Annotated in this window: 19 protein-coding genes, 6 tRNA genes and 1 pseudogene; 9 read left to right on the top strand and 17 right to left on the bottom strand. The window is 74.5% G+C overall.

The window, feature by feature from the left end; all coding sequences use genetic code 11:
* Positions 1-36: 36 nt before the first annotated feature.
* The 3 genes from ABZ923_RS07510 to ABZ923_RS07500 form a co-directional block, all read right to left on the bottom strand.
* Positions 37-1,230, bottom strand: a complete 1,194-nt coding sequence (locus ABZ923_RS07510; protein ID WP_361467984.1) for an alpha/beta fold hydrolase — start codon at positions 1,228-1,230, stop codon at positions 37-39.
* A gap of 901 nt (positions 1,231-2,131) precedes the next feature.
* Positions 2,132-2,203 (bottom strand) — tRNA-Val (locus ABZ923_RS07505).
* Positions 2,204-2,288: 85 nt separating this feature from the next.
* Entirely contained in the window at positions 2,289-2,753 is a 465-nt protein-coding gene (locus ABZ923_RS07500; RefSeq protein WP_361467981.1) for a TIGR02611 family protein, read from the bottom strand.
* Between the two features lie 191 nt (positions 2,754-2,944).
* On the opposite strand from ABZ923_RS07500, the gene ABZ923_RS07495 reads away from it, so the two are divergent.
* Entirely contained in the window at positions 2,945-3,358 is a 414-nt protein-coding gene (locus tag ABZ923_RS07495) for an SsgA family sporulation/cell division regulator (protein WP_004002642.1), read from the top strand.
* A 555-nt stretch (positions 3,359-3,913) separates the two neighbouring features.
* On the top strand, positions 3,914-4,474 hold the full coding sequence (locus ABZ923_RS07490; RefSeq protein ID WP_361467978.1) for a CGNR zinc finger domain-containing protein: 561 nt from the start codon (positions 3,914-3,916) through the stop codon (positions 4,472-4,474).
* 106 nt (positions 4,475-4,580) lie between these two features.
* Here ABZ923_RS07490 and ABZ923_RS07485 read toward each other — a convergent pair whose 3' ends face one another.
* Entirely contained in the window at positions 4,581-4,748 is a 168-nt protein-coding gene (locus tag ABZ923_RS07485) for a hypothetical protein (protein WP_361468006.1), read from the bottom strand.
* Between the two features lie 139 nt (positions 4,749-4,887).
* Positions 4,888-5,337 (bottom strand): hypothetical protein, encoded by a 450-nt coding sequence (locus ABZ923_RS07480; protein ID WP_361467976.1) that lies wholly within the window; start codon positions 5,335-5,337, stop codon positions 4,888-4,890.
* A 194-nt stretch (positions 5,338-5,531) separates the two neighbouring features.
* On the opposite strand from ABZ923_RS07480, the gene ABZ923_RS07475 reads away from it, so the two are divergent.
* Positions 5,532-6,056 (top strand): DsbA family protein, encoded by a 525-nt coding sequence (locus tag ABZ923_RS07475; RefSeq protein WP_361467973.1) that lies wholly within the window; start codon positions 5,532-5,534, stop codon positions 6,054-6,056.
* A gap of 20 nt (positions 6,057-6,076) precedes the next feature.
* On the opposite strand, the gene ABZ923_RS07470 is transcribed toward ABZ923_RS07475, so the two are convergent.
* From ABZ923_RS07470 to ABZ923_RS07460, 3 genes are read right to left on the bottom strand one after another with little or no spacing between them, the layout of a single operon-like run.
* Positions 6,077-6,901 (bottom strand): GNAT family N-acetyltransferase, encoded by an 825-nt coding sequence (locus ABZ923_RS07470; RefSeq protein ID WP_361467972.1) that lies wholly within the window; start codon positions 6,899-6,901, stop codon positions 6,077-6,079.
* Positions 6,902-6,950: 49 nt separating this feature from the next.
* Entirely contained in the window at positions 6,951-7,772 is an 822-nt protein-coding gene (locus tag ABZ923_RS07465; protein WP_361467969.1) for an aminodeoxychorismate lyase, read from the bottom strand.
* Positions 7,769-8,812: a chorismate-binding protein gene (locus ABZ923_RS07460; protein ID WP_361467966.1), complete on the bottom strand. Its 1,044-nt coding sequence runs from the start codon at positions 8,810-8,812 to the stop codon at positions 7,769-7,771. The genes ABZ923_RS07465 and ABZ923_RS07460 overlap by 4 nt, the downstream gene beginning before the upstream one ends.
* Before the next feature lie 178 nt (positions 8,813-8,990).
* Between ABZ923_RS07460 and ABZ923_RS07455 the strand changes: the two genes are divergently transcribed.
* From ABZ923_RS07455 to ABZ923_RS07435, 5 genes are all read left to right on the top strand, one after another.
* Positions 8,991-9,063: transfer RNA gene (locus tag ABZ923_RS07455), tRNA-Gly, on the top strand.
* Between the two features lie 37 nt (positions 9,064-9,100).
* Positions 9,101-9,174, top strand: a tRNA-Cys gene (locus ABZ923_RS07450).
* A gap of 1 nt (position 9,175) precedes the next feature.
* Positions 9,176-9,247, top strand: a tRNA-Val gene (locus ABZ923_RS07445).
* Positions 9,248-9,285: 38 nt separating this feature from the next.
* Positions 9,286-9,357, top strand: a tRNA-Val gene (locus ABZ923_RS07440).
* Between the two features lie 29 nt (positions 9,358-9,386).
* Positions 9,387-9,458 (top strand) — tRNA-Val (locus ABZ923_RS07435).
* A 52-nt stretch (positions 9,459-9,510) separates the two neighbouring features.
* Here ABZ923_RS07435 and ABZ923_RS07430 read toward each other — a convergent pair.
* From ABZ923_RS07430 to ABZ923_RS07420, 3 genes are all read right to left on the bottom strand, one after another.
* Entirely contained in the window at positions 9,511-9,804 is a 294-nt protein-coding gene (locus tag ABZ923_RS07430) for a zf-TFIIB domain-containing protein (protein ID WP_361467964.1), read from the bottom strand.
* A gap of 80 nt (positions 9,805-9,884) precedes the next feature.
* Entirely contained in the window at positions 9,885-10,877 is a 993-nt protein-coding gene (locus ABZ923_RS07425) for an aminoglycoside phosphotransferase family protein (RefSeq protein ID WP_361467961.1), read from the bottom strand.
* Positions 10,878-11,166: 289 nt separating this feature from the next.
* Positions 11,167-11,343, bottom strand: coding sequence for a hypothetical protein (locus tag ABZ923_RS07420; RefSeq protein WP_361467959.1), 177 nt, complete (start codon positions 11,341-11,343; stop codon positions 11,167-11,169).
* A 602-nt stretch (positions 11,344-11,945) separates the two neighbouring features.
* Between ABZ923_RS07420 and ABZ923_RS07415 the strand changes: the two genes are divergently transcribed.
* Positions 11,946-13,409 (top strand): protein kinase, encoded by a 1,464-nt coding sequence (locus ABZ923_RS07415; protein WP_361467957.1) that lies wholly within the window; start codon positions 11,946-11,948, stop codon positions 13,407-13,409.
* Between the two features lie 40 nt (positions 13,410-13,449).
* On the opposite strand, the pseudogene ABZ923_RS07410 reads toward ABZ923_RS07415, so the two are convergent.
* The 6 genes and pseudogenes from ABZ923_RS07410 to ABZ923_RS07385 form a co-directional block, all read right to left on the bottom strand.
* Positions 13,450-13,596: pseudogene (locus tag ABZ923_RS07410) on the bottom strand (rRNA methyltransferase); the annotation flags it as partial.
* A 6-nt stretch (positions 13,597-13,602) separates the two neighbouring features.
* Positions 13,603-14,421 (bottom strand): RNA methyltransferase, encoded by an 819-nt coding sequence (locus ABZ923_RS07405; protein WP_361467954.1) that lies wholly within the window; start codon positions 14,419-14,421, stop codon positions 13,603-13,605.
* Positions 14,422-14,538: 117 nt separating this feature from the next.
* Positions 14,539-15,771, bottom strand: a complete 1,233-nt coding sequence (cobA, locus tag ABZ923_RS07400) for a uroporphyrinogen-III C-methyltransferase (RefSeq protein WP_361467952.1) — start codon at positions 15,769-15,771, stop codon at positions 14,539-14,541.
* Positions 15,772-15,912: 141 nt separating this feature from the next.
* Positions 15,913-20,322 (bottom strand): nicotinate-nucleotide--dimethylbenzimidazole phosphoribosyltransferase, encoded by a 4,410-nt coding sequence (gene cobT / locus ABZ923_RS07395; RefSeq protein WP_361467949.1) that lies wholly within the window; start codon positions 20,320-20,322, stop codon positions 15,913-15,915.
* Between the two features lie 343 nt (positions 20,323-20,665).
* Positions 20,666-21,889, bottom strand: a complete 1,224-nt coding sequence (cbiE, locus tag ABZ923_RS07390) for a precorrin-6y C5,15-methyltransferase (decarboxylating) subunit CbiE (RefSeq protein WP_361467946.1) — start codon at positions 21,887-21,889, stop codon at positions 20,666-20,668.
* Positions 21,890-21,980: 91 nt separating this feature from the next.
* A complete protein-coding gene (locus ABZ923_RS07385; RefSeq protein ID WP_361467943.1) occupies positions 21,981-22,619 on the bottom strand; it encodes a GNAT family N-acetyltransferase in 639 nt (212 codons plus the stop codon).
* Between the last annotated feature and the right edge of the window lie 154 nt (positions 22,620-22,773).

Raw genomic sequence — 22,773 nt, 5'->3', positions numbered from 1 at the left:
GTGGGAGGGAACGTGACCGACGGGCCGAACAAGGCGTCACACCGGCAGCGACGCAAGCCAGTCGAGCAGGATCCGGTTGGTCTCGTCCGGGCGTTCCTGCTGGACGAAGTGCCCGCAACCGTCCAGGACGTGCGAGCCGCGCAGGCCGGGCAGGGTGTCCGGAAAGGCCTTCACGGCGTCGGCCAGCCAGGAGAGGGAGGCGTCCCGCGCGCCCCCGAGGAACAGCGAGGGCTGCGTGATCGGGGCGCCCGCGTACGCGGCCAGGTCCGCCCAGTCCCGGTCAATGTTCCGGTACCGGTTCAGGGCCCCCGTCATCCCGGTCCGCTCGAACTCCCCGGCGCAGACGTCGAGGTCCCGCTCCCCCAGCCACGACGGCAGCACACCGGCGGGAAAACGCTCGCGCAGAGTGCCGCCGGCGCCGACGACGTGCGGGTCGGGAGCGCCCGGCGCGGGCATGGTGTCGGCGGACAGGGCCGCGTAGAAGCCGGCGAGCCAGCCGCGCACGTCCGGCTCGATCTCGGCCTCCGCCCGGCCCGGCTGCTGGAAGTACGACACGTAGAACTCCTCGCCGCTTCCGTCCCCCGCCATCGCCGCGAAGACCTCGCTGGGCCGCGGGCCCCCGGGCGGGCTGTACGGCACGCCCAGCAGGCCTACCGCTCGGAACACGTCCGGCCTGGTCAGGGCGGACACAGCGGCGATGGTCGCGCCCCAGTCGTGGCCGACGAGCACCGCGGAACGCTCGCCCAGCGCCTCCACGACGGCGACGTTGTCCGCGACCAGGTCGAGCATCCGGTACGCCTCCACGGACGCCGGCTTGGACGACCGCCCGTAGCCCCGTACGTCGATCGCCACCACGCGGTAACCGGCGGCGGCCAGCACCGGCATCTGGTGCCGCCAGGAGTACCAGGACTCCGGGAACCCGTGCAGCAGCAGCACGAGGGGGCCCCGGCGACCCTGCCGCACGGCGTGGGTGCGGCCGGCCGGGGTGGGGAGGAGGTGGTGGGTGAGGGGATCGGCGGTGGGGTGGGGGGTGTCGGGCGTGAGGGTGGGGGTGCGGACTGAGGTCGGGTGGGGGTCGGGGAGGGCGTCCGGGGTGGGGTGGAGATCGGGGGTGGGGTTGGAGGGCGGGAGGAGGCCGGGGGCGGGGTCTGAGGACGGGAGGAGGTTGGGGGCGGGGTTCGAGGGCGGGCGGGAGCCGGGGGTGGGGTCTGGGGTGGCGGTGGGTGGCATGGGGGCTCCTAAAGGCTGTGGCTGGTGGGGCCGGGGGTGGCACGGGCCGTCGGCAGTGGCCGACAGCGGAATGACAGGGGCTGGTGGCAGTGGCCGGGAGCGGGGTGGCAGGGGCGGGGCCGGGGTGGATGGCAGGGGCGGGGGCGGCATCCTGGGCCAGGCCGGGCCTGCTCCTCCCCGGCGGCCGGACCGCCTCGGTCCCGATCGGCCGGCGCCGGTCGTTCCCGGTCATGCTCGGCGTCTTCGCGCCGGCCTCGATGGTCGCGGGCTCATGGTGGCGCCTGGTCGGGCCGGTGGCAGGGGCCCGGTGCGGTGGCGGTCCGTCTCGGGCGACAGGGCGCCTGGTCGGTCGCGGAAGGCCGGGGTGGGCCCAGGAGGAGCTGGGGTGGGCCAGGAGGAGCCGGGGGGCGCGTGGGGTCCTGGCGGTGAGGTGAGGGCTGCGCCGGGACGGATGGGCGGTTGGGGGCGTGGCGCGTGGGGGTCGGGGGCGTACGGGTGGGCGGTCGGGGAGCCTACGGGTGGGTGGTCGGAGGTGTGCGCGGGTGGCTTCCGGTGCCGTGCGGGTTCGTTCCTGGGGCGCCTGCTGGGGCCGGCCCCTGAGCGTGTGGGCCTTGGCGGCGGCCCGCTGGTCCTTGAGGGCAGGACCCGATGATGGGGATCCGGGGGTGGAACCGCTGGTGGGGCTCGGTGCGGGAGGGACGCGCCGGGGCCGCGGAACGATGATCCGGCGGGCGGGCCAAGGGGCACCAGGGTTGTTGCCGGTTCGGCAAAAGGGAGGCGGTCCCGATGACGGGGATGACGGGGCGTGAAGCCGGCCGGCCGGGCCTCCGCACCCGCCGTCGAAGGGGCGCGTACACGACGACGGCCCACCTGCTGGTCGCAGATGGGCCGTCGGTCCGGGTGGGCGATACTGGGTTCGAACCAGTGACCTCTTCGGTGTGAACGAAGCGCTCTCCCACTGAGCTAATCGCCCGGGCGCAGGAAGAACATTACCCCAAGTCAGGGGGTGCTTCCGACCAGGGCCGGGCGGCGTGTGCCCCCGGCCCCCGCGGGCCGTGTCACTGGTCCTTGATCTTCCAGGGCATGACGAGGCCGAACTTCCACAGGTAGATCCCGACCAGGACGCCGATGATCACCAGCCCGATCACGGTCAGCGTGATGTTGCGGCGGCGCACCCTGGGGTCGAGGGCCCGCTGGGCCGCTTCGGTGACCTTGCGTTTGGTCCAGCGGAGCACGAGCTGGGCCCAGACGAACTCGGTCGCCCAGATCGCCATACCGCCGAAGATCACCACCCAGCCGGGTCCGGGCAGGGGCAGCATGACGATGCCCGCGCCGACCACCGCGAGGCCGACCACGAAGACCCCGACCTGCCAGCTCAGATGCAGGAGCCGGCGGGCCTTGATGAATTCCGGCGCCCGCGAACCGAGCCCGCGCTCGGTCTCGGGACCGGCCTCGGTCCCGTCCGTCCATGCCTTGTCCGCTGCCACGGCGACCTCGCCCGGCTCGTCACTCCCCGTATTCATACAGACAAACCCTACCGGAGTGAATCCAGTCACCGGAATGGCGGCAGGACTGGTACGAGTTCTCGGCCGGAAGAGTTACGTAAAGACACGCAAAACCCTCAGAGGGGTTTACAACGGCACCGTAGGTGGCATGTCGATTTCGCCGACGTGCGAATCCCCGAGCGCACACTGAGCGAAAGGCCCTGGCGCTTATGAACACCACGGTCAGCTGCGAGCTGCACCTGCGCCTCGTTGTGTCGAGCGAGTCCTCCCTGCCTGTCCCCGCAGGCCTGCGGTACGACACGGCCGACCCCTACGCCGTGCACGCCACCTTCCACACCGGAGCCGAAGAGACCGTCGAGTGGGTGTTCGCCCGCGACCTCCTGGCCGAGGGGCTTCACCGGCCCACCGGCACCGGCGACGTCCGCGTCTGGCCATCCCGCAGTCATGGTCAGGGCGTCGTGTGCATCGCCCTCAGCTCCCCGGAGGGGGAGGCGCTGCTCGAGGCCCCGGCGCGGGCCCTGGAGTCCTTCCTGAAGCGAACCGACGCCGCCGTGCCGCCCGGCACGGAACACCGGCACTTCGATCTGGATCAGGAGCTCTCGCACATCCTGGCGGAGAGCTAGGTCGCCGCCCTTCGAAGCAGCCCGGCGCCGTCCACTCGGGGAGACGGCTCGGGCCAAGACAACCGCCTACGGCACAGGCCGACGCCGTCACCGTGAGTGCTCACGGTGACGGCGTCGAGCTGTGCGGTCCGGCTGCGGTGAGTGACGGTCGGCTACCCGGCCGGTGCGGTCGGCCGGGCGGTCGGATGCTCTGGGTGACCGGCTCGCCGTGATGGTTTCCAGGTGAGCGTGAGCCCTGAGTCCGAGCGGCCGGGTGCTGGGCGCAGTCAGCCCGTCACGCACCGCGTCCGCCGCTGCGAGTCACCGGCCGCCTGGCGGCACCGCAGCCGGCGCCCTGCGGTACGCGAGCGGCGGGTGGGCCAGGGAGCGTCCGGCGCGGCGCCCGGGCGGGGCGCCGGGTGGATTCAGGGCGGGGGAACGGGAACCGTCGGCGGTTCGGTGGCGTTCTCTCGGCAAGCGAGGTCGGTCGTCGACGGGTGCGGTGGGCGCGGTTGTCGCTACCATCGGCCAGCATCGGCGGGCGCCCGCCCGACCCCCCAGGCCAGGGAGCGAACTGTGCTGATCACCCACGACACCCGGTGCGCCCTCGACACCGTGGTGGATCTGGTGAACACCGCGCCGGAGGACGACGCGGAGGCGGACGGACTGTCCGATGTCCCGGCTCTCGCGGATTTCGTGCGAAACCACAAGATGAGCGACGTCGGTGTGCTGTCGGAGTTCGATCTCTCGGCCGTGCGCCGGGTGCGGGGACGGTTCGCGGCGATCTTCGCGGCCCCGGACGCCCGGTCCGCAGCGATGATGATCAACGAGCTGGTCGCCGCGGCGGGCACCACGCCCCGCCTGACGGACCACGACGGCTACGACTGGCATGTGCACTACTTCGCGCCGGGCGCCTCGGTGGCCGACCACCTCGCCGCCGACTGCGGGATGGCGCTCGCCTTCTTCGTGGTGGCCGGCGAGCAGGAACGGCTGCGGCGCTGCGAGGCCCCGGACTGCCGGCGCGCCTTCGTGGACCTGTCCCGCAACCGCTCGCGCCGCTACTGCGACAGCCGCACCTGCGGGAACCGGCTGCACGTCGCCGCGTACCGCGCCCGGCGCAAGGAAGCGGCGGGCTGAGGCGTACAGCGCTCGTCCCGGAGATACGGCGCTCGTCCGGTGCGACGGCGCTCGTTCCGGTGCGACGTCGGTCCCGGCGGGTGGCGCCGGGACGGACGTGTACGGCTCACAGCAACAGCAGGTCGTGCAGCGCAGCCATGAGGAGCAGGCACCCGATCACCGCCAGGAAGATCATCAGCGGTGGCTGGGAAAGGGCGAAGAGGCACCCGCGCGGCTCGTCCTTCGGCGGCGCGGCCTCGCTCTGTGACGTGTCCAGCATCTCGTCGCAGATCATGACGCACCCGGCGGCCTCCCGCGATCAACGCACAGGGATCTTGCGCTAGTTCGCCGAATACCGTGAGGTCTCGTCCGGGTGGTGAACGATTCCGGACGCCCACGGACGCACTGTGTCGTTTCAGCCAGTCATGTGACTGTCATATGCCGTGCTTCTTGAGGATGGCCTCGATGTCGCTGAAGTCCTCGGACGGCTCGGCGCCCCGCGACGAGGCGGTCCCCGGGGCGGCGGCGGGACCCGTCGCGGGCCGGGCCTTCCCGCCGAGGGACGGGGCCGAGGCGGCGGGCGCCACCGCGTCCCGCCCGGCCGCCTTGCGCTCCGCGCCGGTGCCGGCGCGCCGGCGTTCCACGGCACGCGTACCGGCGAACAGCAGCCAGGCCGCGGCCAGCACACCGAAGCCCGCCCAGGCGACGGGGCTCAGGGCGGTGTCGGCGAGCCAGCCCACGACCCCGGTCATCACCAGTCCGACCGGCACCAGCGAGTAGGCCGCGAGGCGGGCCGCCGCCAGGAAACGCCTGCGGTAGGCCGTCACCACCGCGATACCCAGGCCCGCCGCGGACACGGCGGAGCAGACTGTCTCGGCAATCATCCGGTCCTCCTGGCGGGCGGGCTCGATCTCGTCGCTTCCATCGTGCACCGCCGACGCCCCGCGATGCCATGATCCGGCCGGACATCAGGGACATCTCCGGGACGCCTCCGGGTCCTCTCCACCCGCCCGCGGGGTCCGACGCCCCCGAGATCCCGATTGGGTCCGACCGCGTCCGGCCTGGAAGACTGGGAGGCATGAGCGACACCTTGCCCGCGCGCACCGATGCCCTCGTCCTCGACGTCTGGTGCGAACTGCAGTGCCCCGACTGCCGCACCGCCCTGGACGACGTCCGCGCCCTGCGCGCCCGCTACGGCGACCGGCTCGAGCTGCGGCTGCGGCACTTCCCGCTGGAGAAGCACAAGCACGCCTTCGCCGCCGCCCAGGCCGCCGAGGAGGCGCTGGAGCAGGGCAAGGGCTGGCCGTACGTGGAGGCCGTGCTGGAGCGGGTCGCGGAGCTGGACCGGGCGGGCGAACCCTTCCTGGTCGAGGTGGCCCGGGAACTGGGCCTGGACGCCGAGGAGTTCGACACCGCGCTGATCGACGGCCGGCACATCCTGATCGTGGACGCCGACCAGGCCGAGGGCAAGGCGATCGGGGTGACGGGCACCCCGACGTACGTCATCGGGGGCGAGCGTCTCGACGGCGGCAAGAGCCAGGAGGGGCTGCGCGCACGCATCGAGGAGATCGCGGACCGGCTGCTGGCCGGCCGGGAGGCCTGAGGACGCCCGGCCGGTTTCCCTCACAGCAGCGGCTTGGTCAGCGAGTGGGTCACCGTCTCGTACCCGAGTGAGCTGTAGAGCCGCTCGGCCGGGGTGTTGCCCGCGAACACGTTCAGGCCGAGGACCGGGCGGCCGGCCTCGATCGCCTGGCGTTCCGCCAGCAGCATGAGCGTGCGGCCGTGCCCGCGGCCCCGGTGGGCCGCGTCCGTCTCCACGTCGAAGACGTACGCCCTGGTCTCCTCCAGGGCCAGCCACAGGGTGCCCACCCGGCCGCCCGCGTGCTCCAGCACGCTGAAGAGCATGCCGTCCGTGGCGAGCCCGTCCGGCAGCAGCCGGGCGTGGTCGTTGCGGGCCTTGGCACGGGCCGCGGGCTCGGACAGGCCCCGCTCGACCCACGAGCGCGCGTACCGCTCGCTCTCCTTCTCCTGCCAGGTGTCGAACTCGGCCGCGGTCATGGGCCGCGCCCGACTGTCCGGCGGCAGCGCGGGCGGCGTGCCGTCGAGGCGTTTCTCCATGCCGCGGTTGCGCGGGGTGTAGCCGAGGGCGCCGAACAGGCGCAGCGCGGCGACCGCGGCGGCGGGCACCACGGTCTCCATCTGGACGCAGCCCCAGCCGCGGGCCACCTCCTCCGCGGCGAGCGCGGCGACGGTGCCCCGGCCGCGCCGCCGGTCCGGCTCGGCGATCGTGAGGTCGATGACCCGGGCCACCGAGTCGCCGAGGGACGGGGAGGTGCCGAGGTGCACCTCGCCGACGGGACGGCTGTTCACGCAGACCGCGTAGCGGCGGGAACGGGTTCCGTCGGGGTGCTGCTGGAGCGGCTCGGCCGGCCGCAGGGTCGTGGTCATCACAGGTGTTCTACCCATGGCGGGCGCCCGCGTCAGCCTGTTTTCCGGCTCAGGGGTCGAGGTCCTGCCCGGAGCGCTCGTCGAAGATCCGCATGGCCTCGGCCGTCACCGGGCCCGGGGCGCCGGGCAGTTCACGGTCGTCGGCCTGGTGCACGGCCTGGACGTCCCGCAGGGTGGAGGTCAGGAAGATCTCGTCGGCGCGCTGGAGGACGTCCAGCGGCAGGTCGGTCTCCTTGGCGCCCGTCCACTCGATCACCAGGGCCCGGGTGACGCCGGGCAGGCAGCCGGAGACGACGGGCGGGGTGTGGATCTCGCCGTCCAGGACGACGAAGACGTTCGACCCGGTGCCCTCGCAGAGCTGCCCGACCGTGTTGCCGAACAGCGCCTCGGAGGCGCCGTTCTGGTGGGCGCGGGCGAGGGCGACGATGTTCTCGGCGTACGAGGTGGTCTTGACGCCGGCGAGGGCGCCGCGTTCGTTGCGGGTCCACGGGACCGTGATCACCGCGGTGGAGTCCGGGCGGCGGGTGGTCCCGCCGACGGCGACCATGAGGGTGGGGCCGTGCTCGCCGCGGCCGGTGCCGAGCGGGCCGTGGCCGCCGGTGTAGGTGATCCGCAGCCGGCCCAGCGGCACCGGGTCGGCCGCCAGGACGGCCGTACAGGCGCGGCGCACCTCGTCGTGGTCGGGGTCGGGCAGGCCGAGACCGCGGGCCGAGCGGGTCAGCCGGTCGAGGTGCCGGGTGAGCGCGAACGGCGCGCCGTCGACCGCCTTGACGGTCTCGAAGACGCCGTCGCCGACGGTCAGTCCGTGGTCGAGGGCGGAGACCCGGGCCGATTGCAGGTCCCGCAGCTCGCCGTCCAGCCAGATCCTCATGTGAGCGCCCCCTCGGTCGCCGCGTACGCTCCCGACGCTACCGCGAGCAGCCGGGACGCCTTCAGCTCCGTCTCGCGCCACTCCCCCTCGGGGTCGGACCCCCAGGTGATGCCGGCGCCGGTGCCGAAGCGCAGGGCGCCCGCGGCGCGGTCGATCCAGAAGGTGCGGATGCCCACGGCCAGCTCGGCGGTGCCCCGGTCCGCGTCGACCCAGCCGATGCCGCCGCAGTACGGGCCGCGCGGTGCCGTCTCCAGCGCCTCGATGATCGTGAGGGCGCTGGTCTTGGGGGCGCCGGTGACCGAGCCCGGCGGGAAGGCCGCGGCCAGCAGCTCCGGCCAGCCGGCGTCCGCCCGCAGCTCGCCGCGGACGGTGGAGACGAGATGGACGAGCCCCGGGTGCTTCTCCACGGCGCACAGGTCGGGGACGGTCACGCTGCCGGTCGCGCAGACGCGGCCGATGTCGTTGCGGACCAGGTCCACGATCATCACGTTCTCGGCGTAGTCCTTCTCCAGGAGGTCCGCCTCGGTGCGCCCGGTGCCCTTGATCGGCCCCGACTCGACGGTACGGCCGTCCCGGCGCAGGAACAGCTCGGGCGAGGCGGTGGCGATCTCCACGCCGTGCTCCGGCAGCCGGATCGTTCCTGCGTACGGGGCCGGGTTGCCGCGGGCCAGCAGGGCGGTGAGGGCGTCCACGTCGGCGCCGGGGGTGACGGGCGCGCTCAGCACCCGGCAGAGGTTGGCCTGGTAGACCTCGCCGGCCGCGATGTGCTCGCGGATGCGGCGGACGGCCGCGGTGTACGCGGCGCGGTCCAGGGAGGAGGTCCAGTCCTCCGGCTCCGGGCCCCGCCAGGCGCCGGGCACCGGCGCGGGCACCGGCTCCTCGCGTACGTCCGCGAAGCGGGCGCAGGTCAGCCGGCCCTCGAAGTCCGCGCAGACGGCCCAGAAGCCGGTCGAGTCCAGGGCGGCCGGATCACTGGTGACGTCGAGGAGACCGGTGGCGACGCGGTCGCCGAAGCGGGCGAGAGGAGGGTGGTGGAGCACGTGGTCGAGTCTAGGGCGGGTGTCCGGGAGGTGGCTCCGGGATGTCCCGGAGCGGGCCCCGACCACCGGGTCCGCCGGGTGCACCGCAGCACGCTGCGCAAACGCGTTTTTGTGCTGGCCCGGGAATCCGCTAGAGTTCAACACGTCGCCGGGACGCGGAAGCGGACCGAAACGACAGGCGGACGTAGCTCAGTTGGTAGAGCGCAACCTTGCCAAGGTTGAGGTCGCGAGTTCGAGCCTCGTCGTCCGCTCGAGGAAGAAGGGGTCATCCCGATCCCCTACACTCCTGGTGGAGTGGCCGAGAGGCGAGGCAACGGCCTGCAAAGCCGTCTACACGGGTTCAAATCCCGTCTCCACCTCCAAGGACGATTAGCTCAGCGGGAGAGCGCTTCCCTGACACGGAAGAGGTCACTGGTTCAATCCCAGTATCGTCCACTGGATCTTCGGATCCTGGATCTCCTCGTAGATCCCCCGCGCGATTAGCTCAGCGGGAGAGCGCTTCCCTGACACGGAAGAGGTCACTGGTTCAATCCCAGTATCGCGCACTGTCCGTGACCTGCGGGTCACAGACCGCGGACGATTAGCTCAGCGGGAGAGCGCTTCCCTGACACGGAAGAGGTCACTGGTTCAATCCCAGTATCGTCCACACAACAAGAAGCCCCCGGTCGTCTCGTACGGCCGGGGGCTTCTTCGTGGGCTCAGCTGGAGAAGAGCATGTGGCCGAAGCTCTTGTGGCGCTGGTGGCCGTAGTGACCGTGGCCGCCGTGGCCGCCGTGCGGGGCGCCCCAGGCGGGCGCGGACGGGGCCGGGTAGGCCTGCGGGGCCGCGGGCGGGGGCGGCGGCGCCGGCTGCGACCACTGGGACTCCAGGCGGGTCAGCGCCTCCAGCTCGCCGTAGTCGAGGAAGATGCCGCGGCAGCCGCTGCACTGCTCGATCTGGACGCCGTTGCGGTTGTAGGTGTGCATCGGCGCATGGCACTTCGGACACTGCATGGTCGGCTCAACTCCTCGCCGGTCGGTCCTGCTTCGTGTTTCCCCAGGACAGACTCCGTCCGGCCCCGGGCGGTTGCAGCCTAGTCCGGGAAGCCGGGCGCGGGCCGAGGGGGGCGGGGGACCTGGTGCGGGACGGACGGCATCCGTGCGCAGGCGTCGACCACGGCCTGCTCCACCTCGTCCAGCGGGCGGTTCGCGGCGAGCGCCTTGGTGACCGCCAGCGCGGCCGTCTGCACGGTGAGCGCGCGGGCCGGGACGTCCAGGGCGGGCCAGGGATCGCCGCCGGCGGGTACGGCCGGGCCGCCAGCCTGCCGGTAGGCGGTCAGGAACCGCGTCCACTCGTCGGGCGGGAGGAGCCCGCAGGCGTACCAGGCGGCGGGGCGGGCGAGGTCCCAGGCCGGGACACCGGCCCCGAGGTCGTCCACGTCGATCAGCTTCCACGGGCCGTCCGGCGCCGGGTGCCGGACGAGCTGGCCGAGGTGCAGGTCGCCGTGGCAGAGGGCCGGCGGGCCGGGCATCGGTGCCTCGGCCCGGGCCCAGGCGGGCAGGGTGGCCCAGGCGTCCAGCACCGGGCGGGCCGCCGCGTGGGGCGCGCCGCGGAGGGCGGTGCGGAGCCGGCCGAGGGCGCGGGCGGCTTTCGCGGGGCCGCGCATCGGGGGCAGGCCGGCGGGGACGGGGGTGCGGTGCAGCCGGGCCAGCAGGGCGGCGGCGGCCTCCCAGGGGGCGGCGTCCGGGTCGTCCGGGTCCACGGGGAGGCCGTACGGCCAGAAGGTCACCAGGCGGCCGTGCAGGGCTGCCGGGGCGGGGGTGAGCGGGGGCAGGAGCACGTCGGGGAGGCGGGCGGCCGTGGCCGTGCGGAGCGCCAGCGCGGCGGGGTCGGTGTCCGGGGCGTGGGCCTTGGCGACGGTACCGGCGTGCCGGACCACGGTGGCGTCCGCGCGGTCGGCGAGGGGGGTGCTGCCGCAGGTGCAGGGGGCGGTGGGGGTACGGGGGTGTGCGGCGGCCCTGGCTTCGGCGGCCAGTACGGGTATGAGGGAGGGGGCGGGTGTGTCGGTACCGGTGTCTGCGGTCAAGGCTGCCTCGGACGGGGTGGGCTGTCCGGCCGAGGGTACCGGGGCCGGCCGGCGGGGCATCACTGCACGGCCGGCGGCACCGCGGCCCGGCGGGGCGCGGGCGGTGACGGGGCATCCGCTGGACGGCCCGGCACGGCGCACCAGTGCGTGCGCGGCGGTGAAACGGCTAATGCCGGCGCAGCTCCCCAGCTGCGCCGGCATTTGTGCCGTCCGCCGCACCCCCGTCCCCACGGGGTTTCATGGATGGATGTCCCCGCCCGGACCGCTCTTCCGGGCCTGGGGTCGCCGCTCAGCGCCCCAGCATCGCACCCACGGACGACGCCTGTGTGGCCACCGTCTCCCAGCCGTCGAAGACGAGCAGGAGCAGGGCCGCCAGGGGAAGGGCCATGAGCGTCGCCACCAGGGGGTGGCGACGTCCCGTCCGGCGCGGGACGAACGCGGGGCGTCGCGGTGCCGTGTGGGCCATGGTCCCTCTCCTGACCGTTCGGTTGTCGTCGGCAGCGGCGGGTGTCTGACCTCGGGGGACGAGTGCTGCACCCGCCGCTTGACCTCAAATCTAGGCGCGCGGTGCACACCGGGCGTCATGCCCTCGTACCGATTGCCGGGCCTCCCCGAGGATGAGCCATGACCTGGGAAGTACTCCCCTGGGTGGAGACGCGGGCCCGGGTCTAGGGGTCTTCCCTGAGGGGCCGCCCGCTCTGTCCGGTCATTTCGGAAGCGTCCAGGGGGGCGGAGCGAGTGACTTCGATCACTGCGGGCGGGGCCGGGAGCGGGGCCGCAGGCGGATCGCGATCCGGGCGGCGGCCGGGGCCGCGGGCCGCCGCAGACCGCCGGCCGACGGGCGAACGGCCCCGCCCGGCCGGTCTCCCGGTGAGCCCAACCTCCCAGCGTCACTGGCCGGTTGACCGCACCGGTGACCGGAAGTCGCCGCGGACCGAGGGTTCCTGACCGCGCCTCACCTCCCCCGGACGGCGCACACAATCCGTCGGCCCGAGAGGGCGCGGCCTCTGCGCGCAGGCGGCCGTGGAAACGTAAGCTGTGCCACGTCACAGGGACCGGGCAGCGGGGATGAACATGGCGATGATGCGCCTGAGGCGCGAGGACCCGCGCGTCGTCGGCTCGTTCAGGCTTCACCGACGGCTCGGCGCGGGCGGGATGGGCGTGGTCTATCTCGGCTCCGACAAGAAGGGGCAGCGGGTCGCCCTGAAGGTGATCCGGCCCGATCTGGCGGAGGATCAGGAGTTCCGGTCGCGGTTCGCGCGCGAGGTGTCGGCGGCCCGGCGTATCCGCGGTGGCTGTACGGCGCGGCTGGTCGCCGCGGACCTGGAGGCCGAGCGCCCCTGGTTCGCCACGCAGTACGTGCCCGGACCGTCCCTGCACGACAAGGTCGCCGACGAGGGCGCGCTCAGCGCGGCGGACACCGCGGCGGTCGGCGCGGCCCTGTCCGAGGGGCTGGTCGCCGTGCACGAGGCCGGTGTCGTACACCGGGACCTGAAGCCCTCCAACATCCTGCTGTCCCCCAAGGGGCCGCGGATCATCGACTTCGGCATCGCCTGGGCCACCGGCGCCTCCACGCTCACCCACGTGGGCACCGCGGTCGGCTCCCCCGGCTTCCTCGCCCCGGAGCAGGTGCGCGGCGCCGCGGTCACCCCGGCCACCGACGTCTTCTCCCTGGGCGCGACCCTGGCGTACGCCTCGACCGGCGACTCGCCGTTCGGGCAGGGCAGTTCCGAGGTGATGCTGTACCGGGTGGTGCACGAGGAGCCTCAGCTGCACGGCGTACCCGACGCGCTGGCCCCGCTGATCCGGGCCTGCCTGGCGAAGGACCCCGAGGAGCGGCCGAGCACCCTCCAGCTGTCGCTGCGGCTCAAGGAGATCGCCGCCCGGGAGGCGCAGGGCCTGGACGGCGTACGGCCGCCCGCGCCGCGTGCCGCCGAGGCCGACCGGCCCACCGGACGGCTCGTCGACACCTACCCCGAACATCAGCGGACGCAGCGGCGCACCTCTCCCGGTACGCCGCTGCCGCGCGGTGGGACGCCGGCCCGGGGCGGTGTGCCGTCGCGCGGCGGCCCGGCCGCGCGCGGTGACGTGCCGGGCCGGGGCGCCCCGCGGGGTGAGGCGCCGTCCCGTGGCGGGGTCGCCTCACGCGGCGGCAGCGGTCCGCGCGGTGGCGGTGCCGCCAGACCGGGTGCGGCACGCCCGACCCCGGCGCCGCGCCCGCGCTCCGGCAACGGCCGTCCCGCTCCACGCGGCGGGTCCGGGCGGCCGGGCCAGCGGCCGGCGCGGATGATCCGGCGGCCGGCCAATCCGCGGCTGCTGCGTCAGCGGCTGTTCGTGTTCGTGGTGGTGACGCTGCTGGTCGCCCTCGGTATCGCGGTGGCCCAGGGCTGCCAGGGTCCGGCACGCGGGCTCGGGGACGACGGCGGGATCCGGCGGCAGCGGCACGCGCAGCCGAGCTACCCGCCGTCGGTCGACGGCAAGGTCATGTCCGACCAGCACAGGTCGGCAGTGAGCCACGACGCCGGCAACTGAGCCGCACCGGCCGGCCGAGCTCCCGGTCAGTCCGTGGCCACGCATAGAAGGCGACCGCCGCGGCCGCGCCGACATCGGGCCAGCCGACGCCGTGGGACATCGGGATGCCGACACGTGCATCGGCCGCGACCAGCGCCTGCGTCGACAGCCCGTCACCTCCGGGACCGGGCACCACGGATCGCCGGTCTCCCGGTCAGGCTTCCGGTCGGCCCGTGGCCACCGCGTAGAAGGCGACCGCCGCGGCCGCGCCGACGTTGAGGGAGTCGACGCCGTGGGACATCGGGATGCGGACCCACTCGTCGGCCGCGACCAGCGCCTGCGTGGACAGTCCGTCGCCCTCGGCACCGAGCATCAGGGCCACTCGGTCCATCCTGTGCGGGGCGGCCTCGTCCAGGGTGCGGGCCTTCTCGTCCGGGGTGAGCGCGAGCAGGGTGAAGCCGGCCTCGCGGACCGAGTCCAGGCCCTTGGGCCAGCTCTCCAGGCGGGCGTACGGCACCGAGAACACCGCGCCCATGGACACCTTGACGCTGCGTCGGTACAGCGGGTCGGCGCAGTCGGGCGACAGCAGCACCGCGTCCATGCCGAGGGCGGCCGCCGACCGGAATATGGCCCCGATGTTCGTGTGATCGTTGACGGATTCCATGATCACGACCCGGCGGGCGGTCTGCAGGAGCTCACCGGCCGTCGGCAGCGGCTTGCGCTGCATCGAGGCGAGGGCACCGCGGTGCACGTGGTAGCCGGTGACGCGTTCGGCGAGTTCCGGGCTGACGGCGTACACCGGGGCCGGGAGTTCGTCGATGACGTCGCGCATGACGTCGACCCACTTGGCCGAGAGCAGCATCGACCGCATCTCGTAGCCGGCTTCCTTGGCCCGGCGGATGACCTTCTCGCCCTCGGCGATGAACAGGCCTTCGGCGGGCTCGCGCTTGCGGCGCAGTTCGACGTCGGTCAGGCCCGTGTAGTCGGTCAGGCGCGGGTCGTCGGGATCCTCGACGGTGATGAGATCGGCCACAGGGTGATACTGCCTTGTCCTGGGTGCGGTGCCAACGGCTGGGAAGGGGTGGGTTACCCCGGGTTACGCGTGATCAAGCCAAGGTCGTCGGTGGTCACGCGGGGTTCGTGCGCGGTCTCACGCCGAGGTCTCGGGGCCGACCCGGACGACCTCGCCGATCACGATGACCGCCGGGGGCTTCACGTCCTCGGTCCGTACCGTCTCGGCGACCGTGTCCAGGGTGGCGTCCACGCGCCGCTGGGCGGCCGTCGTCCCCTCCTGCACCAGGGCGACCGGCGTTTCGGGCGACTTCCCGTGCGCGACGAGCGTCTCGGCGATCTTCCCGATCTTGTCGACGCCCATCAGGATCACGAGGGTGCCGGTGAGCTTCGCCAGGGACGGCCAGTCGACCAGCGAGCGCTCGTCGTCGGGGGCGACATGGCCGCTCACGACCGTGAACTCGTGGGCGACGCCCCGGTGCGTGACCGGGATGCCGGCCGCGCCCGGCACCGAGATCGAGCTGGAGATGCCCGGCACCACCGTGCACGGGATGCCGGCCTCGGCGAGCGCCTGCACCTCCTCCATGCCCCGGCCGAACACGAACGGGTCGCCGCCCTTGAGCCGGACCACCGCCTTGCCCTGCTTGGCGTGCTCGACGAGCGCGTTGTTGATGGCCTCCTGGGCCATGTAGCGCCCGTAGGGGATCTTCGCCGCGTCGATCACCTCGACGTGCGGCGGGAGTTCGGCGAGCAGGTCGCGCGGGCCGAGCCGGTCGGCGATGACGACGTCCGCCTCGGCGAGCAGGCGCCGGCCGCGGACCGTGATCAGGTCGGGGTCGCCGGGGCCGCCGCCGACCAGGGCCACGCCGGGGGTGCGGGTGCGGTGGTGCGGGGCGACGAGGGTGCCGTCGCGCAGGCCCTCCACGACCGCGTCCCGGATGGCGGCGGTGTGCCGGGGGTCGCGGCCCCGCGCGTGCGTGGTGAGTACGGCGACGGTGACGCCCTCGCTGTGGCCGGTCGCCGGGGTCCAGGCGGTCGCCTGGTCGGCGTCGTCGGAGCGGACGCACCAGACACGGTGGCGCTCCGCCTCCGCGGAGGCGGCGGCGTTGGCCTCGGGGTCGCTGGTGGCGATGAGGGCGTACCAGGCCTCGGCGAGGTCGCCGTCCTGGTACGCGCGCCGCACCCAGGTGATCTCCCCCGCGTCCGCCATGGCGTCGACCGAGGGGGTCGCGTCCGGGGAGACGAGGACGATGTCCGCGCCGGCCGCGATGAGCGCCGGGAGGCGGCGCTGGGCGACCTGGCCGCCGCCGAGGACGACCACGCGGCGGCCGGAGAGGCGGAGGCCTACGGGGTAGGCGGGGTGTTCGGCCATGAGGGGCGGCTCCTCGTGCAGCTGTGCGATGGGCGCGCTGCACCTTCGGAGCGGCCCTGACGTGCAGATTTTAAGCGGTGGGCAGGGCCCGGGACACGGGTGGTCCGACAGCTGAACACCGGACCACCCGTACCGCGGGACCTACTTCTCCGTGACCCCCGCCGAATCGAACGTGGCCACCTCGTGCATCGCCCGCGCGGTGCTCTGCACCAGCGGCAGGGCGAGCAGGGCGCCCGTGCCCTCGCCGAGGCGCAGGTCGAGGTCGACCAGGGGGCGCAGGCCCAGCTTGTTCAGGGCGGCGACGTGCCCGGGCTCGGCGCTGCGGTGGCCGGCGATGCAGGCCGCGAGCACCTCGGGCGCGATGGCGCGGGCCACCAGGGCCGCGGCACCGGCGCTGACACCGTCCAGGATCACCGGCGTACGCAGCGAGGCGCCGCCGAGCAGCAGGCCGACGATGGCCGCGTGCTCGAAGCCGCCGATCGCCGCGAGGACGCCGACCGGGTCGGCCGGGTCCGGCTGGTGGAGTTCCAGCGCGCGGCGGACCACCTCGGTCTTGCGGGCCAGCGTCTCGTCGTTGATGCCCGTGCCGCGTCCGGTCACCTCGGCCGGGTCGGCGCCGGTGAAGACGGAGATCAGCGCGGCGGACGCGGTGGTGTTGGCGATGCCCATCTCACCGGTGAGCAGCGCCTTGTTGCCGGCCGCCACCAGGTCGCGGGCGGTCTCGATGCCGACCTCGATGGCCGCCTTGGCCTCCTCGCGGGTCATCGCGGGGCCGGTGGTCATGTCGGACGTACCGCCGCGGATCTTGCGCGGCAGCAGGCCCGGGGTGGCCGGCAGGTCGGCGGCCACGCCCACGTCCACGACGCACACCTCGGCGCCGACCTGGGCGGCGAAGGCGTTGCAGACGGCTCCCCCGCCGAGGAAGTTGGCCACCATCTGGGCGGTGACCTCCTGCGGCCAGGGGGTGACGCCCTGGGCGTGCACGCCGTGGTCGCCGGCGAAGATGGCGACGGCGGCGGGCTCCGGGATCGGCGGCGGGCACTGCCGGGACAACCCGGACAGCTGCGCGGAGATGATCTCCAGCATGCCGAGCGCGCCGGCCGGCTTGGTCATGCGCTTCTGGCGCTCCCACGCCTCGCCGAGCGCCTTGGCGTCGAGCGGGCGGATCTGTGCGACGGTCTCGGCGAGCAGGTCGTGGGGTTCCTCTCCGGGCAGGGCGCGGCGGCCGTACGTCTCCTCGTGCACCACCCAGGACAGGGGGCGTCGCTTGGACCAGCCGGCCTGCATCAGCTCGGGCTCGTCCGGGAACTCGTCGACGTACCCGACGCACAGGTAGGCGACGACCTCCAGGTGCTCGGGCAGGCCGAGCGCGCGGACCATCTCCCGCTCGTCGAAGAAGCTGACCCAGCCGACGCCGAGGCCTTCGGCGCGGGCGGCGAGCCAGAGGTTCTCCACCGCGAGCGCCGAGGAGTAGGGCGCCATCTGCGGCTGGGTGTGACGGCCGAGGGTGTGCCGGCCGCCGCGGGTGGGGTCGGCGGTGACGACGATGTTGACCGGGGTGTCGAGGATGGCCTCGATCTTCAGTTCCTTGAACTGCTTCGCCCGGCCCTTCGGCAGCGACTTGGCGTACGCCTCGCGCTGCCGCATCGCCAGTTCGTGCATCGTCCGCCGGGTCTCGGCGGACCGGATGACGACGAAGTCCCAGGGCTGCGAGTGGCCCACGGACGGCGCGGTGTGCGCGGCCTCCAGGACTCTGAGCAGCACCTCGTGCGGGATGGGGTCGCTGCGGAAGCCGTTGCGGATGTCGCGGCGCTCGCGCATGACCTTCAGGACGGCCTCGCGCTCGGCGTCGGCGTAACCGGGCGCGGCCGGGCCGGTGGACTGTCGTTCTTCCGCCACTGCGGCCGTGCTCTCTTCCTGCTCGGCGACCCTGGTCTGCAGGTCCTCCGCGTGCTGTACGACATCGGGGGCGGGCTCGGCGTCGGGGGCGGCCGGTACGGCGTCCGGCTCGCCCTCGCGGGGCGCGGGCACCGTGGCGACCGCCTCCGGCTGCTCCTGCGGACCCTGCACGCCCTGCGGGTCCTCGGCGGGCAGGACCAGGGGCTGCGGCGGGGTGGGCGCGAGGTGCGGGGTGGTGGGCACCTGGCCCTCCACCGGCACGAACTGCCCGAGCGGCTGCTCCGGGTCCGGCTCCACCGGCAGCCCGGAGGGCAGCCGCTGCTCCGCGCCCTGCGCGGGCGCGGCGGCGTCCGGTGCCGGCTGCCGCGGGGCGCCCTCGGCGAGCTGCGGGCCCTGGGCGGCCTGGAGCACGGCCGGCTCGGTCACCTCTGCGGCACCGGGTACGGCGGGCTGCTCCGCTGTGGCGGGGGCGGCGGCCGGCACGGCGTCGGGGACCGGCACGGCGTCGGGGGCCGGCTGAACCGGGGCGGTCGCCTCGGGGCCGGGCTGTACCGGGGCGGTCGCCTCGGGGGCCGGCTGAACCGGGGTGATCGCCTCGGGGGCCTCGGTCGTGGCCTGGGGCGCGACGGGCTCGGCGGCCGGGACGGCCGTCTGGTCGACGTCGGCCGCCGCCGGGGCGGGAGCCGCGTCGGTCTGCTGGGCCGCGTCGGGGGCGGCAACCGCTGCCTCGGCGGGCAGGGGCACCCCCTGGGTGGCAGCCGCCTCGGCGGCCTCGGGCACACTCTGGGCGGCAGCAACGCCGGCGGCCTCGGGGGCGCCTTGGGCGGCAGCCGCGTCGGCGGCCTCGGGGACACCCTGGGCGGCAGCCGCGTCGGCGGCCTCGGGGACACCCTGGGCGGCAGCCGCGTCAGCGGCCTCGGGGACACCCTGGGCGGCAGCCGCGTCGGCGGCCTCGGGGACACCCTGGGCGGCGACGGGCGCCTGGACCTCGGCGGGAGCCTGGGGCGGCATGACGGCAGCGGCCGCCTCGGCACCGGGGGCCTGCGGCGCTTCGGCGGGCTCGGCAACGCCCGTCGGCTGCACGGCATTCGGGGCCTGCACGGGGACGGCGGCCTCCGGTGCCTCGACGGGCTGGGCGACGGCGGTGGCCCCCGCTGCTTCGACGGGCTGGGCGACGCCGGTGGGCTCCGCGGCCTCCGGGGCCTGCGCGGCGGCGGCCTGCACGGCGTCGGCGGCCTGCGGGGCTACGGCAGCCGGCTCGGCACCGGGGGTCTGCGGCGCCTCGGCTGGCTCGGCAACGCCGGTCGGCTGGACGGCATCCGGGGCCTGCACGGGGACGGCAGCCTCCGGGGCCTCGAAGGGCTGCGCAACGGCGGTGGCCTGCACGCCGGCGGCCTCCGCTGCCTCGACGGGCTGGGCGACGGCGGCCGGCTGCACGGCATCCGGGGCCTGCACGGGGACGGCAGCCCCCGGCGCTTCGACGGGCTGCACGGCGTCGGCAGCCGGTGCCGCGCCGGGCTGCACGGCGTCGGCGGCAGCCGGTGCGGCGCCGGGCTGCGTCACTTCGGTCGGCTGGGCGATCCCGGCCGGCTCCGGGCCGGCGGGCGCGGCGGCCGGCGCCGGACCCGCCTCCGAAGCGGCCTCGGCGGTCTCCGGGAGGGGCGCGCCGGCCGGTACAGCCTGCTCCGGCGCCGGCTCGACCGGGACGAACTGTTCTGCCGCGGGGGCCTCGGGCATCGGCTGGGCCTGGCCGGCGCCGGCCTCGGCACCCGGCGCGTCGCCCGGCACCTCGGCGGCCTGCGCCCCCTCGGGGGCGGGGGTGGCGCCGTCGGCAGCCGGTACGGCCGGCCCCGCCGACGTCGCCTCGGCCGCGACCGGCACATCGGCGGCGGGCGCGCCCCCGGTGCCCGGCGCGGTGTACACGCCGTCATGGGCGTGCACCGGCTGGACCCCGTCGTGGCCGTGCACGACGGGTACCTGGCCGGTGTCGCCGGCCGGGGCCTGGGCCGCCGCCTGGCTCGCGAGGCGGGCCATCGCGGCCTGGGCTGCGTCGGCCTGCTCGGCGGGCGCGGGCGGACTAACCGTTTCGGCAGCCGGTGCCTCTGCGCCGACCTGGGCCGGGGCCGAGCCCCACGGCGCCGCGCTCTGCGGAGCCATCTCGCCCAGCGGCTGGGCGTCGAGGTACTCGGGGCCGGCGGGCTGCCGTACCGGCGCTCCCGCGGGGCCGCGGTCGGCGAGGGAGCGGACCGGGCTCGCGGAGGCGTCGGGGATCGGCGGCCCGAGGTGCAGCGGCCGGCGCGGCGGCTGCGGGGCCGCCGCCGGGTCGTGCGGTGCCGAGAGGATGGGTGACGGGGTGACGGAGACGGGGCCCGAGTCGGGCAGCCGGACACCGCTCAGGTCGACCGAGCCGCTGTCGCGGCCGGCCGTCTCGTGCGGACCCGGCTCGTGGACGGCTTCCACCACCGGCTCCGGAGCGGGTGGCGGCACCTCGTTGCCCCACGCGCCCTGGGCACCCGGCAGCAGCAGGTCTTCGTCCTCGGCGGGTGCCTCGGAGAGGTAGGTGTACGCACCGTGCGCGGGAACGCCCGGCTGCTCCACCATGCCTGCGCTCTCCGGCTGTCCCTCGCCCGGGACCTGGCCGGTGTCGGTCATGCGTACCCCTCGCCCATCGGTTTGTGCTCCTACGACCAGCTCACCCGGAACGGCGCACCGACCGCCCCGCAGTGAAGAACGAGCGTCCGTGCCCAGCGGCACGAACGACCCGCCGGAAAAGGCGACAAAGCCATTCAGTGGCATTGTCCCGGTCGTTCCGCCGTCGCGACAGCATGATCCGCGACAGCCCGCTGTGGACTGCGCCACGTTGCGCGTCCTCCGGTTCCGCAGTACCACACCCACCCCAAAACGGGCGTGCGTTCCGGACATTGGCGAACGAAGTTCGGGACACCGGTGCGGTACAACGATCGGCCAGCCTACCGCGCGCGGTACGACAACAGGATCACGGGGCGCGATCCGGTAGTACCCCGCTGAGCAGGAACGCTACGTTCCGCTCGGTCTCCGTCCAGGCCCGGGTGTCGAGTTCGACGGACTGGAGCAGGGCGCACTCGACCCGGTACCCGTGCTCGGTCAGGTCACGGCCGACGCGTTCGGCGGCGTCGCGGGTCGCGGCGTGCGTGACGATGCGCTGCGGGCGCCGGTCGGCCACCGCGGAGACGACGGCCGGTCCCCCGCCGCCGACCCGTACGACGTCCGGCTCGGGCAGGCTTTCGAGGACGTGCGGGGCGCTGCCGTGGACGATCTGGAGCTGGACCCCGAACCGGCGTGCGGCGCTGTCGGTGCGGGCGCAGGCGGCCGGGTCGTGGTCGACGGCGATGACGGCCGCGCCGGCCCGCGCGGCCTCGGCGGCGAACGCGCCGCTGCCGCAGCCGATGTCCCAAACGAGGTCGCCGATCCGGGGGCCGAGGCGGGCGAGTTGGGCGGCGCGCAGCAGTTCCGTCTCGCCCTCGCCGAGACCGCCGCCCGGTCCGGCGCCGTAGCTCTCGTCGGGCTGCACCCAGCCGCGCGGCCCGGTGCCCGGGTCGCGGCCGGCGATCCAGCCGCCGCTCTCGCCCGCGCCGACGGGCCCGCCGATGACGATGACGAGGTTGGGGTCGCGCCAGGTGTGGTCGGCGGCCTTGTCGGAGGTGACGATGCTGACCTGTTCGCGCTCGGTGCCCAGTTCCTCGCAGACGACGAAGGTGCGGTGCACGCCCTCCAGCAGCAGGCCGAGTTCGGCGGGGCCCGCGCCCGGCGAGGTGAGGACGGCGACCTTGGTGTGGGCGCGGCAGACGTTCACGGCCCGGCGCAGGGTGCGCGGGTGGGCGACGACGACCTGGGCGTCGTCCCAGGGCATGCCGGCGCGGGCGAAGGCGGCGGCGACCGAGGAGACGCCGGGGACGACCTCCACCTCGAGGCCGAACTCCGGCGCGCGCAGGGTGCGTACCACGCCGAAGAAGCCGGGGTCGCCGTCGGCGAGCACGACCGCGGTGCCGCGGTGGGCGGCGATGCGGCGGGCGGCCAGGGCGAGGCTGCCGAGGCGGACGCGTTCGGCGGCGGGCGGCACCTCGGGCAGCGCCAGGTGGTGGGCGGCACCGGCCACGAGGGTGGCGGCGCCGAGGGCGGCGCGTGCCGCGGCGGTCAGCGGCGAGCCGTCCCAGCCGATCACCGTGACCCGGTCGGCCATCGTCGTCAGTCTCCTGGGGTTCTGCTCGGGTCTTCGGGAACAGGGAGCCCGGGGCGGGCTCCGTGAGGGTACCTGGTGGAGCCCGGAGGGCTCAGTTCCAGTCCGAGTACGAGGTGAAGCCACCCGTGTCGGCGAGCTGCTCGCTGACCCCGGCGAGGTCCTCCGGCAGCAGGCTCCAGACGATGACGTCGGTGCGCACCTCGGTCCAGGTGCCGTCCTCGGTTCTGGTGCGCGCTATCCAGGCGTTGCGCAGGACGCCCTCGCTGATGCAGCCGATCTTCTGGGCGACCTGCTGGGAGGCGGTGTTGTCGGCAGCGGTGCGCAGTTCGAGCCGCTCGAACTTCCGGTCGTGGAAGAGCCACTGGGCGGTGGCGAGGGCCGCCTCGGAGGCGTAGCCCTCGCCGCGGGCCCAGGGGGCGACGACGTAGGCGAGCTCGCTGGACCGGACGCGCCAGTCGGTTTTCCGCAGGTGGACGATGCCGACGAGCCGCTGGGTGAGGAACTCGGTGACGGCGAGGACGATGCCGCGGCCCGCGGTGCGCTCCTCCGGGGCCAGCCGGGTGATCCACTCGCGGGCGTCGGCCTCGGTGTAGGGGTGGACGACGGGGGTCCAGGCGACGACCTGCTCGTCGTTCATCATGTCGGCCAGGGCGGGCACGTCGTCCTCGTCGAGGGGACGCAGCACCAACCGCTCCGTGCTGATGGAGATGTTGGGGAAGGTGCTCGTCATGCGCCGCTCCGTAACCTTCGGTGATTCCTCGGAAGACCGTACGGGCCGTCAGGCCTGCTGAACTGCCCAGCATGCAGCATGAAACCACCGAACCGCACAACGGGGTCCACTCCCGGTGAGGGAGCGGACCCCGTGCGTGGCGAAACGCCGTGCC

The organism is Streptomyces sp. NPDC046881 (assembly GCF_040645015.1).
Taxonomy (GTDB): domain Bacteria; phylum Actinomycetota; class Actinomycetes; order Streptomycetales; family Streptomycetaceae; genus Streptomyces.
The sequence above is the reverse complement of the archived record's forward strand: the minus strand, read 5'-3'. Positions and strand labels throughout refer to the sequence as shown.

Bases quoted from the DNA above. Each gene is read 5' to 3' on its own strand.
- ABZ923_RS07510 (WP_361467984.1), bottom strand. From the start codon at position 1,230: ATGCCACCCACCGCCACCCCAGACCCCACCCCCGGCTCCCGCCCGCCC.
- ABZ923_RS07500 (WP_361467981.1), bottom strand. From the start codon at position 2,753: ATGAATACGGGGAGTGACGAGCCGGGCGAGGTCGCCGTGGCAGCGGAC.
- ABZ923_RS07495 (WP_004002642.1), top strand. From the start codon at position 2,945: ATGAACACCACGGTCAGCTGCGAGCTGCACCTGCGCCTCGTTGTGTCG.
- ABZ923_RS07485 (WP_361468006.1), bottom strand. From the start codon at position 4,748: ATGATCTGCGACGAGATGCTGGACACGTCACAGAGCGAGGCCGCGCCG.
- ABZ923_RS07480 (WP_361467976.1), bottom strand. From the start codon at position 5,337: ATGATTGCCGAGACAGTCTGCTCCGCCGTGTCCGCGGCGGGCCTGGGT.
- ABZ923_RS07475 (WP_361467973.1), top strand. From the start codon at position 5,532: ATGAGCGACACCTTGCCCGCGCGCACCGATGCCCTCGTCCTCGACGTC.
- ABZ923_RS07470 (WP_361467972.1), bottom strand. From the start codon at position 6,901: ATGACCACGACCCTGCGGCCGGCCGAGCCGCTCCAGCAGCACCCCGAC.
- ABZ923_RS07465 (WP_361467969.1), bottom strand. From the start codon at position 7,772: ATGAGGATCTGGCTGGACGGCGAGCTGCGGGACCTGCAATCGGCCCGG.
- ABZ923_RS07430 (WP_361467964.1), bottom strand. From the start codon at position 9,804: ATGCAGTGTCCGAAGTGCCATGCGCCGATGCACACCTACAACCGCAAC.
- ABZ923_RS07420 (WP_361467959.1), bottom strand. From the start codon at position 11,343: ATGGCCCACACGGCACCGCGACGCCCCGCGTTCGTCCCGCGCCGGACG.
- ABZ923_RS07415 (WP_361467957.1), top strand. From the start codon at position 11,946: ATGAACATGGCGATGATGCGCCTGAGGCGCGAGGACCCGCGCGTCGTC.
- cobA (WP_361467952.1), bottom strand. From the start codon at position 15,771: ATGGCCGAACACCCCGCCTACCCCGTAGGCCTCCGCCTCTCCGGCCGC.
- cobT (WP_361467949.1), bottom strand. From the start codon at position 20,322: ATGACCGACACCGGCCAGGTCCCGGGCGAGGGACAGCCGGAGAGCGCA.
- cbiE (WP_361467946.1), bottom strand. From the start codon at position 21,889: ATGGCCGACCGGGTCACGGTGATCGGCTGGGACGGCTCGCCGCTGACC.
- ABZ923_RS07385 (WP_361467943.1), bottom strand. From the start codon at position 22,619: ATGACGAGCACCTTCCCCAACATCTCCATCAGCACGGAGCGGTTGGTG.